At 67.0% G+C, this 16053-nt stretch carries 21 protein-coding genes; 3 read left to right on the top strand and 18 right to left on the bottom strand.

What is annotated here, in order from left to right; all coding sequences use genetic code 11:
- Position 1: 1 nt before the first annotated feature.
- Genes BST42_RS29560 through BST42_RS07165 form a run of 3 tightly spaced genes read right to left on the bottom strand, consistent with a single transcriptional unit; the run spans position 2 to position 647 of the window.
- Positions 2-154, bottom strand: a complete 153-nt coding sequence (locus BST42_RS29560) for a hypothetical protein (RefSeq protein ID WP_165760794.1) — start codon at positions 152-154, stop codon at positions 2-4.
- Positions 155-156: 2 nt separating this feature from the next.
- Positions 157-330 carry a CsbD family protein gene (locus BST42_RS07170; protein ID WP_083117834.1) on the bottom strand — a complete coding sequence of 58 codons (174 nt, stop codon included), beginning with the start codon at positions 328-330 and terminating at the stop codon, positions 157-159.
- Positions 331-371: 41 nt separating this feature from the next.
- On the bottom strand, positions 372-647 hold the full coding sequence (locus BST42_RS07165) for a S26 family signal peptidase (RefSeq protein ID WP_207569460.1): 276 nt from the start codon (positions 645-647) through the stop codon (positions 372-374).
- An 85-nt stretch (positions 648-732) separates the two neighbouring features.
- On the opposite strand from BST42_RS07165, the gene sodN reads away from it, so the two are divergent.
- Positions 733-1155 carry a superoxide dismutase, Ni gene (sodN, locus tag BST42_RS07160; protein WP_036342074.1) on the top strand — a complete coding sequence of 141 codons (423 nt, stop codon included), beginning with the start codon at positions 733-735 and terminating at the stop codon, positions 1153-1155.
- A 74-nt stretch (positions 1156-1229) separates the two neighbouring features.
- Here the strand turns inward: sodN and BST42_RS07155 are convergent, their stop codons facing one another.
- From BST42_RS07155 to BST42_RS07090, 14 genes are all read right to left on the bottom strand, one after another.
- Positions 1230-1946: an NUDIX hydrolase gene (locus tag BST42_RS07155; protein WP_083117833.1), complete on the bottom strand. Its 717-nt coding sequence runs from the start codon at positions 1944-1946 to the stop codon at positions 1230-1232.
- 101 nt (positions 1947-2047) lie between these two features.
- Positions 2048-2335 carry a hypothetical protein gene (locus BST42_RS07150; RefSeq protein ID WP_036342078.1) on the bottom strand — a complete coding sequence of 96 codons (288 nt, stop codon included), beginning with the start codon at positions 2333-2335 and terminating at the stop codon, positions 2048-2050.
- Between the two features lie 123 nt (positions 2336-2458).
- A complete protein-coding gene (locus tag BST42_RS07145) occupies positions 2459-3280 on the bottom strand; it encodes an SDR family NAD(P)-dependent oxidoreductase (protein ID WP_083117832.1) in 822 nt (273 codons plus the stop codon).
- Positions 3280-3681 (bottom strand): nuclear transport factor 2 family protein, encoded by a 402-nt coding sequence (locus tag BST42_RS07140; protein ID WP_083117831.1) that lies wholly within the window; start codon positions 3679-3681, stop codon positions 3280-3282. Before BST42_RS07140 ends, BST42_RS07145 begins: the two co-directional genes overlap by 1 nt.
- A gap of 12 nt (positions 3682-3693) precedes the next feature.
- The gene (locus tag BST42_RS07135) at positions 3694-4050 is read right to left on the bottom strand and encodes a VOC family protein (protein ID WP_083117830.1); all 357 of its coding nucleotides are present in this window, start codon (positions 4048-4050) and stop codon (positions 3694-3696) included.
- Between the two features lie 25 nt (positions 4051-4075).
- Positions 4076-4966 carry a hypothetical protein gene (locus BST42_RS07130; RefSeq protein WP_110918510.1) on the bottom strand — a complete coding sequence of 297 codons (891 nt, stop codon included), beginning with the start codon at positions 4964-4966 and terminating at the stop codon, positions 4076-4078.
- Positions 4967-4972: 6 nt separating this feature from the next.
- Positions 4973-5401, bottom strand: coding sequence for a cupin domain-containing protein (locus BST42_RS07125; protein WP_110918509.1), 429 nt, complete (start codon positions 5399-5401; stop codon positions 4973-4975).
- Positions 5402-5418: 17 nt separating this feature from the next.
- On the bottom strand, positions 5419-6153 hold the full coding sequence (locus BST42_RS07120) for an SDR family NAD(P)-dependent oxidoreductase (protein ID WP_083117827.1): 735 nt from the start codon (positions 6151-6153) through the stop codon (positions 5419-5421).
- A complete protein-coding gene (locus BST42_RS07115) occupies positions 6150-6740 on the bottom strand; it encodes a sigma-70 family RNA polymerase sigma factor (protein WP_083117826.1) in 591 nt (196 codons plus the stop codon). The genes BST42_RS07120 and BST42_RS07115 overlap by 4 nt, the downstream gene beginning before the upstream one ends.
- A 138-nt stretch (positions 6741-6878) precedes the next feature.
- A complete protein-coding gene (locus tag BST42_RS07110) occupies positions 6879-9674 on the bottom strand; it encodes a helix-turn-helix transcriptional regulator (RefSeq protein ID WP_083117925.1) in 2796 nt (931 codons plus the stop codon).
- 86 nt (positions 9675-9760) lie between these two features.
- Positions 9761-10426, bottom strand: coding sequence for a nitroreductase (locus BST42_RS07105; protein ID WP_083117825.1), 666 nt, complete (start codon positions 10424-10426; stop codon positions 9761-9763).
- An 8-nt stretch (positions 10427-10434) separates the two neighbouring features.
- A complete protein-coding gene (locus BST42_RS07100) occupies positions 10435-11190 on the bottom strand; it encodes an SDR family oxidoreductase (protein WP_083117824.1) in 756 nt (251 codons plus the stop codon).
- A gap of 91 nt (positions 11191-11281) precedes the next feature.
- Positions 11282-12106 carry a cutinase family protein gene (locus tag BST42_RS07095; RefSeq protein WP_083117924.1) on the bottom strand — a complete coding sequence of 275 codons (825 nt, stop codon included), beginning with the start codon at positions 12104-12106 and terminating at the stop codon, positions 11282-11284.
- Between the two features lie 55 nt (positions 12107-12161).
- On the bottom strand, positions 12162-13649 hold the full coding sequence (locus BST42_RS07090) for an FAD-dependent monooxygenase (RefSeq protein WP_083117923.1): 1488 nt from the start codon (positions 13647-13649) through the stop codon (positions 12162-12164).
- Positions 13650-13845: 196 nt separating this feature from the next.
- Here BST42_RS07090 and BST42_RS07085 point away from each other — a divergent pair, with 196 nt between their 5' ends.
- Both BST42_RS07085 and BST42_RS07080 read left to right on the top strand, forming a co-directional pair.
- The gene (locus tag BST42_RS07085) at positions 13846-14280 is read left to right on the top strand and encodes a MarR family winged helix-turn-helix transcriptional regulator (protein WP_083117823.1); all 435 of its coding nucleotides are present in this window, start codon (positions 13846-13848) and stop codon (positions 14278-14280) included.
- A gap of 16 nt (positions 14281-14296) precedes the next feature.
- Positions 14297-15154 carry an LLM class F420-dependent oxidoreductase gene (locus BST42_RS07080; protein ID WP_083117822.1) on the top strand — a complete coding sequence of 286 codons (858 nt, stop codon included), beginning with the start codon at positions 14297-14299 and terminating at the stop codon, positions 15152-15154.
- Positions 15155-15163: 9 nt separating this feature from the next.
- Here the strand turns inward: BST42_RS07080 and BST42_RS07075 are convergent, their stop codons facing one another.
- Positions 15164-16006 carry an LLM class flavin-dependent oxidoreductase gene (locus BST42_RS07075; RefSeq protein WP_083117922.1) on the bottom strand — a complete coding sequence of 281 codons (843 nt, stop codon included), beginning with the start codon at positions 16004-16006 and terminating at the stop codon, positions 15164-15166.
- Between the last annotated feature and the right edge of the window lie 47 nt (positions 16007-16053).

Genomic DNA, 16053 nt, shown 5'->3' with positions numbered 1-16053 from the left:
CTCAGGTTTCGTCGGCGACCTGGTGCCTGTCGACCTTGCCGGGACCAGCCGGATCATCGTTTTGATGATCCAGCTGGTCCTGCAGAACGCGTTGCTCTTCGCTGGCCTGCCTGGCATCCACCGGCGTGGGGGGTGGCTGCTTGCTGAGCTCCACGATCAGCTCTTGAAGGCGTCTTTGACCTTCTCGCCGGCGTCCTTGAGGCTCGACTTGGCCTGATCGAGCTTGCCCTCGTTCTCGGTGCTCTTGTCGCCGGTGGCGCGACCGACGCCCTCTTTGGCCTTGCCCGCGGCGTCGTCGACCTTATTGCTGATCTTGTCTGAAATACCCATGGGCGCCGTGTACCTCAATAGCCCGGAAATGAAACTCGGACTCAGTCGGGTGTACCGCGGACCGTCCACACCACCCGGTAGGAACCCGCGGCCGAAACCCAGCCGAACCGTCGCGAGTCGACGACGCCCGGCGCGAGCGGATTGTCCGAGCACGCTTCGAAATACGCGGTCCGGCCGCGCCGGCGCACCGACCCGACCCGCTTGATCAACCACCGGGTCGGCAGGGTGGGATCCGGAAACACCCGAAGTTGTCCCGTACGCGGAGTTCCGGCGCGAACCGCCAACAGGCCATCACCAGGGCGAAGAGTTGGCAGCATCGACTCCTCCACCACCCGAAACCGGCGCAGCGGCCAGGAACCGAGCCCATGGTTCTCCCGCATGGTGAAAGGGTAAGTTAGGGCCATGCTGCAACGACTTTTCGCCAACGCCACCCCTGCCCACGCTCACTGCGACCTGTACTGCGGCGTCTACGACCCCGCCCAGGCCAAGATCGAGGCACTGTCGTGCCTCAAGACCATCCAGAAGTACAACGATTCGGATGACGAGCACTTCCGGACCCGCGCGATCCTGATCAAGGAGCAGCGCGCCGAGGAGGTCAAGCATCACCTGATGGTGCTGTGGGCCGACTTCTTCACCAAGGAGCACTTCGAGCAGTTCCCGAACCTGCACCAGCTGTTCTGGGACGGCGTGCACGGTGCCGGCGACGTCAAGAAGTCGACCGACGCCGCCACGGCCGAGAAGCTGCTCGCGACCATCGACCAGATCTCGGACATCTTCTGGCAGACCGAGAAGGCCAAGGGCATGGGCGTCTACCCGCCTGCCTGACAATTGTTGTCGACGTACCGCGCGGTCATCCGGCCGCGCGGTACTTTTCGTTTCAGGGCCTATTTTTCAGGGGCCTATTTCCAGGCGAAGACGGGCTGCTCGAGGTCGTCGACGGGGTCGTGGCGGCCCTCCAGACCCAGCCAGCGAAGTTGAAGCAGCACCGCACCTGTGGGCGCATGGATGAGGTCGTTGCCCAACGGTATCTGCACAACGGGGCGCGGGCTCTCCGGGATCGTGATGAACCGCGGCGAATCCGGCCGTTGCAGTTGGTGCAGTCCCACCCGGTAAACGGCGACGACCTCGTCGGGCGCCGGTTGCGGATCCAGTCGGCCGCCGCCCCAGACGACCACCGGGGTGATGATGTAGCCCGACCGCGTCGGATAGTCGTCGAGCACTCCGAGGACCGACGAATGGGGCAGCAGAACCCCGACTTCCTCGTCGAGCTCACGCAAGGCCGCGTCGATCGCGGTCTCCCCCGGGTCCAGTCTGCCGCCAGGAAGGGCCCACTGCGCAGCGTGTGAGTTCAAGCGGGAAGCTCTGCGGCACAACAGAAATGCGGCACCACCGGATACTCCGACCATCCGGCCGTCCAACCCCGGCTCCATCGGCCGGCCGGCGATCCAATCGTCAACGGGAGCCGGGTCGACCCGGTCCTCGCCGGTTTCGGAGTCGACGAGCACCACCGCGACCGCGGCGTGGCGCTTGGTGGGGTCGGCCGCCGAGCGACGGTCGTGGCCGCTCAAATGATCCCGGATCCGCTCCCGCAATGCCTCGTCGTAGGTGATCGTCACTGTTCGACCATAGAGCGAGCTAGCGGTCCCAAGACGCGAGGACGCCGCGGGGTGCCGTCACCCCAGGCGATCAGACGGCATCCCGCGGCGTCATGCGCAGATCAGTAGGTCGGGACGAAGACCCCGTTGATCCACACGCCCCAGTGATTCCAGCCCTCGTCCCACACCTGCTTGTTGCCTGCGGCCCAGGTCGGGTCGACAGGCTTGGGCGGTGCCCAGGCCGGCGGGCTGCCGGCATCGGGACCGGCCGGCGGCAGCGCGGGCTGGACAGGGCCTGGCGGCGGGGTCCAGCCGGGGTCGGCGCCCGCGGTCGCGGCGCTCAATCCCAGTGCGCTTGCAGCCAATCCACCGGCCACAGCGGCTCCGGCGACAATCTCGATCAACTTCATGGCTTCGTGCTCCAATCGTGCGTCAATCGTGCGTGAGTAACGACCTGCCTGGTACCGGTATTAGCTATCCAGATCTGAGATCGATAAACATGTGACGCCTCCTACAGGGCAACAACCCGAGCGTCAGTCCGGTCCCATTGCCGCGGCGATCGACTGCGCCATCAGCCGAGCCGCGTCGTTACGGTCCATCGACGCCAGCAACTGTCCGACGCCGCGCATCTGGTCACCGACGAGCACCGTCGGCCCGTTGGTCAGGTTCGCGAACGCTTCGGCCACCACGTCGCCGACCGGTACCGCATCGGTGGGCGTCTGGTCTTCCGAGGCCAGGGTGCCGCGTTGGTGCTCGAGCCTGCGCAGCGCGGGGGTGTCGGTCTTGCCGAGGATCAAGCCGATCACGTCGACACCCTTGCCGTGCAGTTCACTCCACAGCGCTTCGGCGAACACCATGTCGAAGGCTTTGGACGCGCCGTAAGCCACCATGTTTGGGCCGCCGACAAAGCCTGCGCCGGAGCCGAACACGACGATCCCGCCGCGGCCCCGCTCGACCATCGGAGCGGCGTAATGGTGGCATAGCTGCATGGGCACCACGCAGTTACGTTGCACCATGTTCTCGGCCGCCTCGATCGAATTACTCAGGAACGGCGTGAAGTCGGGGTCGGCACCCGCGCAGTAAACCAGGAACCCGATGTCGAGACCCGCCGTCGCAGCGATCACGGCAGCCGCCGCGCCCGCTGCTGTGAGATCGATTGCCAGCGTCCTGGTTTCGACTCCGTGCCGGTCTCGAATGTTCGCGGCGACGTCGTCGAGCACGGGTTGCCTGCGGGCAAGTAAGACCACGTTGAGCCCACGCGCAGCCAGCTCGTCGGCGAACGCCGCACCCACACCATCGGAAGCGCCGGCGATCAGCGCCCAGGGGCCGTACCGTTCGGCGAAGAATTCAGCCATCAGTACACCACCTGCACGGTGGTGAAGGTGCGCCGGGCGATCCGCCAGCCGGCACCGGTGCGGACGATCTCGTCGTCGTAGAAGCCCCTGGCGTTAACCCCAGAGTTGTTGTCGGCAGCCATGATCCACGCATCGACGTAACAGCGGGTGACGGCTTGATCGCCCTGCAGATCGATCACGATGTTGCTGATGCGATGCATGAGGTATCCGGCGGCGGCGTGCGCGACGTCCATGAACTCGGTGACCTCGTCCACGCCGTTCCACACCCCGATCTCGCCGTAGTCCAGGTGGCAGTCAGGGGTGAACACGGTCCGAAACAGGTCCCAGTCGCGCCGGTCGATACCGGTGGCGTAGCGGATCAGGAGATCTGAAATATCCTGCCGGTCCTCGAGTTCGGTCACGCGGTGTCTCCGTTACTTGCGCGCGAGCGGGCTGTAGAAGACCAGCCCGTTGCCCTTGTTGTCGTACACGACGGCTCGACGTTCATGCGCGTCGTCATAGGGGCCCTTGACGATGCCGCCACCACTGGCCTCGACCGCCTTCGCAGCGGCGTCGACGTCGGCCGTCTTGATTCCGACAACGACCTGCCCGGGAATCGGGTGGTCGACCTCCGTCGCCAGCGCCACAGTGACCGGGCCACCGTCGAGCGCCGCGAAATGGGTGCCGTCGCGGAACTTCACTGCCATCCCGAGGGTGTCGCTGTAGAACCTGATCGATTCATCCAGGTCGTCGGTCGACAGGATGATCATCTTGACTTCGTGTTCGCTCACTGGCGCCTCCTTGTCTGAAGCGCATTCAGAGTACGACAGCGCGGCTCGCGTGGGGCGCAACATCGGCACCGGCACCGGCACCCGGATGTAGCCAGTTCGCGGCGTTGCGCACGTAGTCCTTGAACACCGTCAGCCGGACCGGATCGGCCATGATCTGATTGCCGGGTGGCTCACTGACGAACGACGGTGCCCCACAACCCAAATCCCAGTTGTAGTCGGCGAAGTGATGGAATGTGGATTCCGCGAGCGCCCGCCCCATGGGCAGCCCGTCGGACGTCTCACCGTCGATCGCGACGGCGAGGTTGAAGCGACGACCACTGGCGCTGCTTCGCCCCTCGGCCACGACCGTCGCGCAGGGAACGCTCGCCGAGACCGCGCCCTCGTGGGGGTGTGCGGGGAACCATTCGACTCGGCCGCTGACGGTGCGTGAAGTGTGCAGCAGCGGATGCGCCGGGTCCGTGGCGAGGACCTGCTGGTAGTCGCCGTTGGCGCCGGAATGGAAGTTGGGCCAGGAGATGGTCGGGGTGTCCTGGTCGTCGCAGAGGTGGCTTTGGTCGACGGTCTTGTCCTGGAACTCGTTGACCAGTCCCAGAGACCCGAGCCGGGTGAGGCAGCACCCGAGGTCCTGGTGGTCGCGAGCGGTGAGCACCCCGCCGCCGCCGCGACGGAACCTGGTGATGGCGTCGGCTTCGGCATCGGTCAGGCCGTCGCCGGTGTCGACGGCCATCAGCCACAGCTGGTCGAATCCGAGATCGTCGAGCACGCTGAGCACCGGATCGTCGCCGTGGTGTGCGCGGTTGCGGGCGAGCACGTCATGCCCGGCTGCGCGCAATTCGGCGGCGAGGAGTGTGAAGCGGTCGATGTCCCAGTCATCCGGCTGGGCGGTGATCGTGGTCTGAAGCAGAATGCGAGACACGGTCATTCAGTCCTTTCCGGCGGCGGGTTCGGCCGATACCCGCAAGTGTTTGCGGGCGGCCAGTTCGCTGTCGTCGACGAGCTCGAGCATCGGCCTGCCTGGGACGCACACCATCGTCACGACGAACCGGCTCTTGGCGTCGTCCCGGTTGTTGGCGTCCGAGTAGTGGATGACGTCTCCGCCGGGCTCCCAGAAAGCTTCGCCCGCGCGGATGACACGTGGCGGCTGCCCTTCGAGTTCAAAGAGCATCTCGCCTTCCAGCATGTAGCCGAACGCCGGGCCGCTCGGATGGCGGTGCGGTGGGGCTCCGGCACTGCCCGGCGGGTATTCGATGACGACGGTCATCACGTCGGCGCCGTCCGGGATAAAGGTCGGATGCACCTCCTGAACGACGGTCAGTGCGTTCTCCCATTGCGGGTCATGGGTTTTCGGCATGTTCATTCTCCTTGGTGTCAGACGGCGGTTCCGCCGCCGTCGGCGTGCAGGGTCGATCCGGTGATGAAGCTCGCCCGGGGGGACGCGAGGAAGAGCACCGCGTGGGCGATTTCCTCGGGGTCGGCGGTGCGCCCGAGGGGCAGCGCCCTGCCGAGTTCGTCGTTGGTGTCACCCCATTGCGCGGCGACGCCTTCGGTGTTGGTGGGCCCGGGCGCGACGCTGTTGACGCGCACGCCGTAGGGGCCGAACTCGGCGGCCCACGATCGCGTCAGTGCTTCGACCGCGGCCTTCGACGCGCCGTAGGTGGATGCGCCGCCAACACCCTTGGACGCGACCATCGACGTGACGTTCACGATGCTGCCCCGGTGCCTGCGCAGCATGCCCGGGACCAGGCCTGCGGTCAGGAAATACGTGCCGCGCACATTGGTGTCGAACGTCGTTTGGAACGTTGTGATGTCCTGGTCGACGGTGAGTGCTCCGGGAAAGCTGGCGGCGTTGTTGACCAGGATGTCCACCTCGCCCACCCGGTCGACCAACGCCTGTACCGCGCCGGCGTCGGCCAGGTCCGCGGCCACGAAGTGCGCCCGGCCGGAGATCTGGCCTGCCGCGGCCGCGCCGCGTAGGCGGTCTCTGCCGGTGACGATCACTGTGGCGCCGGCGCGGGCCAACAGCCGAGCGCACGCCAGCCCGATCCCGGCGGTGCCGCCGGTGACAAGCGCCGTCTGCCCGCTCAGTTCCGTCACGGCGGTCATGCGATCTGAGCCGTCGGTGCGTACGCGCTATCTGCCAGAGCCACCCGCAGCCGCTGCCTTCCGCGGGAGGCCCGGGACATCACCGTGCCGCGTGGGATGTTCAGGATCACGGCGGTCTCGGCGTAGGTGTGGCCCTGGATCTCGGCGTAGAACAGCACCGTGCGGAAATCCTCCGGCAAGCTGGCCATCGCCGACCGGAGGTCGCGGTCGGGCAGCCGGGTGAGTGCCTCGGCCTCGGCGGAGCGGGACGCGGTGGACGACCGGGCAGCGCTGTCGGCAAGGTCGCCCTCGGCGACATCGTCGACCGGCACCTCCGATGGCCGGCGCTGCTTGGCGCGGAACCCGCTCACCCAGCGGTTGTAGAGAATGCGGAACAGCCACGCCTTGAAGTCGGTGCCGTCGCGGAACGTGTGATAGCCCATGAACGCGTGCAGCAGGGTGTCCTGCACCAGGTCCTCGGCGTCGGCCGTGGTTTTGGTCAGCCCCCTGGCCCGGCGCAGCAGGGCGTCGAACAGAGGTTGCGCGTCGCGGGCGAACCGGTCGGCGGCCGCGGGGTCGATTGGCCGGGGAACAGACGTGACGGTCATGAACGGTCTCCTGGGGGCGAGTTGCTGATGACCTCAGCCTCGCCGCCAGGTCTCCCCGGCGAACCCTTGATAGCCCGTAGTCCGTAGTCGTCGGCCCGGGGTCGGGCTACCGACTGCCCCCGTCGCGGCGGATCAGGCCTAGCTCGCCCAGGACATCGTCCGCAGTTGCCTGCGTGAGGTGATGCCGAGCTTGGCGAACACCTTTCGCAGATGCCACTCGACGGTGTGTGTGCTGATGAACAGCTGCGCACCGATCTCCTGGTTCGTCAGCCCCTCACCGGCCAGTCGCGCGATCTGCGCCTCCTGCGCTGTGAGCTCACCGCCCGAACTCGGCTGCTGAGCGCGCACCTTCTCGCCGGTGGCCGCCAGCTCTCGGCGGGCGCGCTCGGCGAAGGCGTCGGCACCCATCCGGACGAACATGTCGTGGGCCTCGGTCAGGTGCCGTCGGGCGTCGGTTCGGCGCAGCACCCGCCGCAACCATTCCCCGTACACGAGGTGCGCGCGGGCCCGGTGCACCGCGATCGTGGTGCGCCCCAACCGCTCGATGGCTTCGGTGAACAGCGCGTCGGCGTCGGCGTCGTCGGCGAGCATCGCCTGGGCTGCTGCCAACGTGCCCAGGCCCCAATCGGTTCCGCTTGCTCCCGCGCGATCGGCGAGGTCGTCGATCGCCGCGGTCGCGGTGTCCCGCTGGCCGCTGCGCGCGGCCGCTTCGACCAGTTCGTACAAACACCAGCTGTAGAAGCCGATGTCCTCGTATTCGCACACCGTCCGGGCGGCGGCCAATGCCTCGTCGTAGCGGCCGAGCCCGTTGTAGAGCACCGCCGCCGCGTATCCGGTCAGCCCGAGCACCCGGCCCTCACCCCGACTGGTTCCGTCCGCTTCGGTGGCCTTGATCAACCGTTCGGCCTCGGCCGCATCACCCCGCCAGGCGGTCAGCATCAACGCGTGGTACTTCACCGCCGCATAATGGTCGGTGGCCGACGTGATCGCATTGGCTTCCTCGACAAGGGTTGCCGCCGTGCGGAATTCGCCGGCAACCAGGTGAACGCCGGCCTGGTAGACCAGCGCACGCGGCAGGATGGCCAGGGCGCCGGCGTTGCGCGCGGCGCGCACAGCTGCGGCAGCGAGCTGATGCACGGTGGCATGATCCCACAATTCGTGGGCCGATGACTCTTGCAGGATCGGGAACGCAGGCACCATCCACCGCAGGACGTCGCGATCGTCGGCCGCCGCCTGAATACACATGTGATCCAAGCCGATTCGCATCGATTCGGCACCGGCGCCGACTCCCTGAGTGATGCGCCCGGCGACCCCCTTGAGCAAGAAGTCCACTGGGCGGGACAGTTCGGCCGCACGATCCAGTGCGGCCAGGGCTGCCTGCGCAGCATGGGTCAGCGCCCCCGGGTCACCGAGGCGTCCGGCATACATCAGCGCCGCGATCGCCTCGAGGTAGCTCTCCCGAGATGCGTAGTCGTCGAGGGGTTCCAGCCCGCGAGCAGCGTCCAGCAGTGCCTGCGCGGTCTCCCGCACGGACGGCGCTCCGGCCTCGCCGGCTCGGCTGCGGACAAAGTCCATCTGGGCGCGCACGCGCGCCACCTGTGCCCGTTGCAGCTCCGACAAGGGCCCTCGCTCCGCGAGGTCGAGCAGGTCACGAGCGGCGGCCGGCGCTGCGGCATCTCGCTTGGCCTTGGCAGCGGCCAACGCGCGCGCACCGCGCAGGTGCGGATCGGCTGTCAGGACCGCGGAGCGCTCGAGAAATGCTGCCGCCGCAGCGATTCCGCCACGACTCTGCGCCCGGGCCGCCGAGTTCTGCAGCTCCTCGGCCACCGCGTCGTCCGGGCCGGCCGCAGCGTTGGCGGCATGCCATGCGCGCCGATCAGGATCGGCCTCCGGATCGGTGGCGTCGGCAAGGGCACGGTGGATGGCTCTGCGGTCGGCCAGATCAGCGGCGCGGTAGGCCGCGGACCGCAACAACGGATGCCGGAACCGCATCCGCGGACCGAACTCGATCACACCTGCGGCTTCGGCCGGCGCGAGCGCGTCGATGGGGATACCCAGCGCGGCGGCGGCCCGCAGGAACAACGCCGCATCGCCGACCGGCTCGGCCGCCGCCACCAAGAGCAGCCGTCGAGTCGGTGCGGGAAGGCTCTGGACTCGCTTCACGTAGCTGGTCTCGACAGCGCCGGGCGCCGACGCCGAACCCGACAGCCAGAACCCGCCGGCGAGCTCGGTTGAGGAGGCGTTGCGTGGAACCTCAAGCAGCGCAAGCGGATTACCTCTGGTTTCAGCGACGATGCGGTCACGTACCGGTGGATCGATGCCACCGAGCATCACCGAGTCCAGCAGCTCACGTGCATCCCCGTCGGACAGGCCGCGGACGATCAGTTCGGGCAACCCGGTAAGCGGCTGTGCGCCGTCGTCGCGCGCGGCGAACACCAACGCGATCGGCTCGGCCAGCAGGCGGCGCGCCACGAAACCCAGGGTCTGCACCGTCACCTGGTCGAGCCAATGTGCGTCGTCGACGATGCACAGCAGGGGCTGACGTTGAGCGGCCGCCGCCATCAGACTCAGCACCGCCAAACCCACCAGGAACCGGTCGGGGGGCTCACCCACTCCGCGACCGAAGGCGACGTCGAGCGCGCGACGTTGCGGATCCGGCAGCTCACCGAGGTGCTCCATGAGCGGGGCGCACAGTTGCTGCAGTCCGGCGTACGCGAGTTCCATGTCCGACTGAACGCCCGCGACGTGTAGCACTCGTAGCGCCGACGCCTGCTCCGAGAGATACCCGAGCAACGCCGTCTTACCGACGCCGGCCTCGCCGCGCAGCACCAGCACCTGCGAATCGCCACCGGCGACGGTCGAGATCACCGAGCGCAGCGCTCGGCACTCGGCGGCACGACCATGCAAGTGCTCTGGCCGCCCGTCGCTCGAGATAGGCACCACCGTCTGCCCCTAGCGGACCTCACCGGAATTTCCGGTCCTGATCGTAACCGGGGGTGGGGGCGCCGCGGGGGGTGGACCTATCCGGGCAGGAATGTGACGGTCTCGTCAAGCGGGGCACGACCGGTACGTGAGTAGCTGACCGAGATGTCTTCGTAGCCAACGGACATGCCACAGAACAGCATCAGCTCGTCGGGCGGAGACACCACATCGGCAACCGTTCGGCGAACCTGCGACCACGCCATCTGCGGGCAACTGTGCAGCCCTTCAGCGCGAAGCAGCAGCATGACGGTCTGCAGATACATGCCGAGGTCGGCCCACTGCGGCAGACCGAGGTGTCGATCGATGTAGCAGAACAGCGCGACCGGCGCGCCAAAGCAATCCCAGTTCGCGACGGCCGCCCGCTGCCGGGCCTCCCAGTCCTCCCGAGCGATACCGAGTGCGGCGTACCGCTGCCGACCGAAGGCGGCGCGGCGCTCCCGGTACGGCGAAGCCATCTCGGCGGGATACATCTCGAATTCCCGGTCGTCCCAGGCTTCACCTGCGACGACGCGTTCGACGGCGATCTTCTTCAGCTCGGCCAGCGGTGCACCGGTGACGACGTAGACATGCCACGGCTGGATGTTCGACCCCGAGGGCGACCAGCACGCCGCGGCCAGCACCCGCTGCAGGATCTCGGGTGCGACGGGCCGATCGGTGAAACCCCGGACGGCCCGCCTGCTTCGCACCGCTTCGTATACGTCCACAGCTGTGTCTACGACTTCGCAGCCGATTCGAGGAGCCAGTCCTCGAATCGGGTGTCGAACAGTGTCGCGCCCGGGCCGGGCACCAACGTGCGCTCGTCGATGTCGACGCCCCAGTACGACGCGGCGGGATCGCTGATGACGGTGCGGCCGTCAGCACGGGAGGTCAGCGCGGTGCGGATGAGGTCCGGAAGCAAAACCATGTCGGGGCCGCCGATCTCGACGATGCCGTTGACCGGGTCGCCGACGGCGGCGATCGCGACTCCCTCGGCCACATCGACTGCCGCCATCGGCTGGAAGTACTTCGGCGGCAGCACCACGGTGTCGCCCTCGGTCGCGGCGTCGGCGAGGGTATTGACGAACTCGAAGAACTGCGTCGCGTGCACGATCGAAAACGGGATCGGGCCTTCACTGATCAGCTTCTCCTGGAGCAGCTTGCCCTGGAAGTAGCCGCTCTGTGCGGCAAGGTCCTCGGTGCCCACCACCGACAGCGCGACGTGGTGCCGGACACCGGCGTTCTGCTCGGCGGTCAGCAAGTTCGTGGTCGCGGTGCGGAAGAACTCGATCGCCGAATCGTCCAGAGCCGGCGAATTGGAGACGTCGACGACGACGGAAGCTCCCGCCATCACCTCGGCCAACCCCTCACCGGTGGTGGTGTTCACGCCGGTCGAGGGAGCTGCCGCGACGGCCTCGTGGCCGCGGGCGGTCAGACTCTGCACCACTTTGGACCCCACCAGGCCGGTGCCACCGATTACGACGAGTTTCATGATGATCCCTTCTGGCTTTCGGGAGCAGGACAGCTCCCTGACGGCCAGAACGGATGACGTCTGGAAAACTCATCCCGGCGCTTGATCCGGGTCAGGAGGTGTGGGCGGACAACTCCACCGGCGAGGCGGTCTCCGTCGCCGTCACCAGGGTGTAGAGCGGCGCGACCCACGCGTGGGGGCCGCTGAGGGCAGGCGCGTACGAGGTGTGGATGGCGATCGCCGCATCGGAGATCTTCCCGGTGTCGGGGTTGTAATCGCAGACCGGATCACCGACGTCGCAGACGCTGATGGTTCGGGTGCCGATCGCGGGCGGCAACTCAGAGGTGTTGGTCGACGCCAGGAAGGAGTGATCCTGCGCGACGCCCTCGCCGTGTCCGAGCGCGACGGCCGTCGACCCCAGTTTGATGGTGGTGTCGACCGGCAGCCGGTCACCATCGGCGATCAACAGCGCGGCGGCCAGATGCGGATCGTCAGCAAGGTCGTACAAGTTGCGGTGGACGATCATGGCGCCCTGCGAGTAGCCGGCCAGGACCACCTTGGTGTCCGGGCAACGCTCGGTGAACGCCTTGTACTGCTTTTCGGTCGCGTCCGTACCGTCACCGACACTGCCGAGGAAGCCCAGCCAGCCACTGATGCCGCCCTCCAGCGGCACCGGAGCCGCTGGGTACTGGACCGCCTCGGCGTCGATGGTCCGGCCGTCTGCGGCCAGCTGTGATTTGAGCTGCTGGTAGGACTGGTACACCACGGAGCCCATCCCGCCGTTGGCGGTCAGGTTGGCACCGTCGCGCTGACCGGACCCGGCCGCGCCGATCCAGTGGTAGTCGGCGCACCCCGGTGCCGCCGACGCGGTGGCCGCCGTCAGCCCGGCCAGTGCGATACCCGCGGCCAGCGCGGCCGATCCCAGGCGCCCAATCACAATGAATTCCTCCACGGTTCTGTCGCCTGTTGATCGCCGCACGGGCCGCCCGCCGTTACACCGGCGGGCCAAACCACCTGGTCAGCGCTTCATTCAGACCGTCCGAGGACCCCTCACCGACCCATGCGACGTGTCCGTCCGGACGGATCAGCACCCGTGTGGGCGCGGCCACCTCGCCGAGGGCCGGAAGCTCCCACGCGCCCTGGTACCGCGCAGCGATCAGGCTGACGCGATCGCCCCATCCGGCCAGATCGATCCCGCCCGGCTCGTCGAGGTCCAGCAGCACCGGACGAGCGGCGTGAAGCGGTTCGAAGGCGCGCCTCGGCCCGTCGGCCGTAGCAACGTCGAGGTCCGGCATCCGCCGGCCCAGCAGCGGATGACCCGGCCCGAGGTCGTAGCGGATGTCCAAACCGGACATGCGAGCGGCGAACGTCTTGCGGACCTCGTCTATACCAAGCATCTCGGAGATGTTGTCGTGCAATGCTTTTGTGCGATCGTCGGTGCGCAGCAATGCCATTTGCGCCATCGTGGTCTGCAGTACGCGCGCGCCCACCGGGTGCCGTTCGGCGTGGTAGGTGTCGAGCAGGGTGTCTGGCGCGGTTCCGTTGACCACCTGGGCAAGCTTCCACCCCAGGTTGACCGCATCCTGCAGGCCGGTGTTCAAACCCTGGCCACCGATCGGGTGATGGATGTGGGCGGCGTCGCCGGCAAGCAGGATCCGGCCTTCACGGTAGGTGGCCGCCTGCCGCGACGCGTCGGTGAACCGGGCTATCGAGGTGGGGCTGTGGATCCCGAAGTCGGTGCCGTAGACCGCGGTGAGGGCAGCGCTCAGATCATCGAGCGTGGGTTCGGTTGCCGGCCCGACGTTTCGCTCGGTCACCATCACCCGGACCGGTTCGGTGTCATTCTGCCGGTCGAGCCCGTGGGTGCCGATCGCGTCGCGATGGATGCCCAACGTCGGTTCGTCGCGGACCTCGACCTGAGCGATCAGATAGCTGGTCGTCGGTTCCCAGCCGGGGAAGCCAATGCCGGCCGCCTTGCGAACCAGACTGCGACCGCCGTCGCATCCGAGAAGGTATTCGGCGCGAAGGGGTCCATCTTCGGAGAGTTCGACCTCGACTCCGCCCTCCCCCTGGGTCAAGCCGGTCACCTCCACCCCCCGCCGGATGGGTACGCCCAGTTCGTCGACCCACTCCGCCAGGAGCCGTTCGATCTCGTTCTGCCACAACGCCAATCCGTAGGGGTGGGGTGTAGGAAAGTCGCTGATGTCGAGCCGGATCTGAGCGAACCCGGCGATTTGGACAGCCTGGCCGGCCGCCAGGAACCGGTCCGCGATGCCCCGCTGGTCCAGCAGTTCGATCGTGCGGCAGTGCAGACCGCCGGCCCGCTGGCCGATGACCTGCTGGCTCGTGCGGCGTTCCACGATCGCGACGTCCACCCCGGCCAGTGCCAGCTCACCGGCGAGCATCAGCCCGGTCGGCCCTCCCCCGGCGATCACCACGGTGTGGTCGTAGTCAGATCCGTCGTAGTCAGATCCACGCATTCGCATGCCCCCTGTGCAGTGAGTTTCCATTGAAGGCAGCGATTTTGCGGCACGCAGGGGGTCTTGCCGCAAGCCCCCCGGTGCGCTATATGTTGAAAGTGGCGGGGCACGTCTCCCCGCGAATCCGCAGAAATCGATCGTGCCGTCGCATGCGCCCAGAATAGACAGTTGCAACTGTGCAGTTTAGGCTGTCTATATGGCGACCGTCGATGAGTCCTCGATCCAGGCGGCGCGAGATCTCCGCGTGGTGTTCAGCAGACTGCGTAGGCGATTGCGCGCCGTGGCCACCGACGATGACCTGACCCCGTCGGAGACCGCCGTGCTTCTGCGGCTGTTCAAGGACGGGCCAAGTTCGACCAGCGAACTCGCAGGTGCAGAACGAGTTCGCCCGCAATCGATGGCTGCCACGGTGGCCGGCCTGGACAGGCACGGGCTGATCGACCGCACACCCGATCCTGACGACGGCCGCCGACAGTTGATCGGTCTGACCAACGTCGGGCGCCGACGCGCCGAGAGCGACCGCAAGGTTCGGGACGAGTGGTTGGTGCGGGCGATGCAGGACCGATACACCGAGGACGAGCGACACGTGATCAACAACGCGTTGACGTTGCTCAGTCGACTCGACGAATGAAAGGTAGCTAACCACAATGAAATTGGGCATTCACTACATTGATTTCCTGCCGGGCGCGCCGGAACTTCTCGGGCCGACGATGGCTGGTACCGCCAAGGCTGCCGAGGACGCCGGCGTGGAGATGTTCACTCTCGCCGACCACTTCTTTCAGATGGAACCGATGGCGCCCGCGGAGAACCCCTTCCTGGAGGGCTACACCTCGATGGGTTACCTGGCCGGTGTGACCGACCGAATCACGTTGACCATGTTGGTCACCGGCGTCACCTACCGCTATCCCGGGGTGCTAGCCAAGACGATGACCACGCTGGACGTGCTTGCCGGCGGCCGCACCATGCTCGGACTGGGTGCCGCTTGGTACGAGCGGGAGCATCACGCCCTCGGTATCCCCTACCCCGCTGTGCGTGAACGATTCGAAATGCTGGAGGAGACACTGCAAATCTGTCTGCAGATGTGGAGCGACGACAACGGTCCTTATGAGGGCAAGCACTACCGTCTCGCCGAGACCCTGTGCGAGCCACAGCCGATTCGCCGACCGCCGATTCTTGTGGGCGGTTCCGGGGAGAAGAAAACGCTTCGGCTGGTGGCCCAGTACGCCGACGTGTGGAACAGCACGTCATCCCTGGACGAGCTGCCGCACAAATTGGACGTGTTGCGCCGACACTGCGATTCCGTGGGGCGTGACTTCGACGAAATCCGTCTCACAGCAGCCTATTCGGACGACCCGTTCAATGACATCGACGAGTACCTGCGCACCCTGGAAGCCTACGCGCAGCTCGGCATCGACTTGATCAACACCGGACCGATGCCGGGCACCCCCGACCCGCAGGGTTGGGTGAACCGGCTCGGCGACGAGGTGATCCCGCGAATGCCTTGAGCCAGCGGTCTACAGCACAGCGTCGGCCAACAGGTCGACCTGGTCGATCGACGCGACGGCAGGGTGGAAGAGCAACCGGTCGAACCCGAGGTCGCGGTAGGCGCGCACCGCCGCGCGCGCATCCTCGGCGGAATGAATCATGTCCTCCACGTTGAGTTTTGCGTACTCCGGGTTGAAGCCGTAGTAGCGGCCCAGGTGGTCGCGTCCTCGCCGCACCACCTCCCCATCGCCGAGTGCGAAGTTCACCGAAGCATGAATCTGCGGGGTTCCCGGCCGCCCGGCCGCCTGCCAAGCCGCACGAATCCGCTCCGCGAACACCGACTGCGTCTCGAAATCGCGCAGCGCCCCGGCCACCCATCCGTCACCGACAGTGGTGGCCCTGCGGATCGTGGCCTCCGATCGTCCGCCGAAGAGCAGTGGAATCTGCACTGGCGCAGGGCATAACCCCGCATCAGCACTCCAACCGTGCCGCATCACAACCAGCTGTTCGTCGAGGATGCGTCCCCGCCTGGCGAAGTCCACGCCAACCGCGTCATAGTCGTCGGCCCGCGATCCGACTCCGATGCCGACCGTGAGACGGGAACCCGCACACGCAGCCAGGCTGCCAAGTTGTTTTGTCAGCACCGGTGCCGAATAAAGCGGTGCCAGAATCACATTCGTCACCAGTCCGAGCGTGCTCGTCGCGCCTGCCGCCACCGACAGCGCGATGACTGAGTCCAGGCTCGGGTACAGCAGCCGGTCGATGGTCGTGAGGGATTCGAAGCCGCGCTCCTCGCCGCGACGGGCCCACGAACCGATCACCGCCCCGCTGACACCTGCGACATGGTTTGGCAGCCCGATACCGATCCTCATGACATCCTCCGATTCCATCGGCCACGTCCGCGTGGCCCGTCCAGTGA

This window comes from Mycolicibacterium rhodesiae, from assembly GCF_002086695.1.
Lineage (GTDB): Bacteria > Actinomycetota > Actinomycetes > Mycobacteriales > Mycobacteriaceae > Mycobacterium > Mycobacterium rhodesiae.
This window is presented reverse-complemented; position numbering and strand designations above follow the sequence as displayed.

Bases quoted from the DNA above. Each gene is read 5' to 3' on its own strand.
- BST42_RS07170 (WP_083117834.1), bottom strand. From the start codon at position 330: ATGGGTATTTCAGACAAGATCAGCAATAAGGTCGACGACGCCGCGGGC.
- BST42_RS07165 (WP_207569460.1), bottom strand. From the start codon at position 647: ATGCTGCCAACTCTTCGCCCTGGTGATGGCCTGTTGGCGGTTCGCGCC.
- sodN (WP_036342074.1), top strand. From the start codon at position 733: ATGCTGCAACGACTTTTCGCCAACGCCACCCCTGCCCACGCTCACTGC.
- BST42_RS07150 (WP_036342078.1), bottom strand. From the start codon at position 2,335: ATGAAGTTGATCGAGATTGTCGCCGGAGCCGCTGTGGCCGGTGGATTG.
- BST42_RS07145 (WP_083117832.1), bottom strand. From the start codon at position 3,280: ATGGCTGAATTCTTCGCCGAACGGTACGGCCCCTGGGCGCTGATCGCC.
- BST42_RS07125 (WP_110918509.1), bottom strand. From the start codon at position 5,401: ATGCCGAAAACCCATGACCCGCAATGGGAGAACGCACTGACCGTCGTT.
- BST42_RS07120 (WP_083117827.1), bottom strand. From the start codon at position 6,153: ATGACCGCCGTGACGGAACTGAGCGGGCAGACGGCGCTTGTCACCGGC.
- BST42_RS07115 (WP_083117826.1), bottom strand. From the start codon at position 6,740: ATGACCGTCACGTCTGTTCCCCGGCCAATCGACCCCGCGGCCGCCGAC.
- BST42_RS07100 (WP_083117824.1), bottom strand. From the start codon at position 11,190: ATGAAACTCGTCGTAATCGGTGGCACCGGCCTGGTGGGGTCCAAAGTG.
- BST42_RS07090 (WP_083117923.1), bottom strand. From the start codon at position 13,649: ATGCGTGGATCTGACTACGACGGATCTGACTACGACCACACCGTGGTG.
- BST42_RS07085 (WP_083117823.1), top strand. From the start codon at position 13,846: ATGGCGACCGTCGATGAGTCCTCGATCCAGGCGGCGCGAGATCTCCGC.
- BST42_RS07080 (WP_083117822.1), top strand. From the start codon at position 14,297: ATGAAATTGGGCATTCACTACATTGATTTCCTGCCGGGCGCGCCGGAA.
- BST42_RS07075 (WP_083117922.1), bottom strand. From the start codon at position 16,006: ATGAGGATCGGTATCGGGCTGCCAAACCATGTCGCAGGTGTCAGCGGG.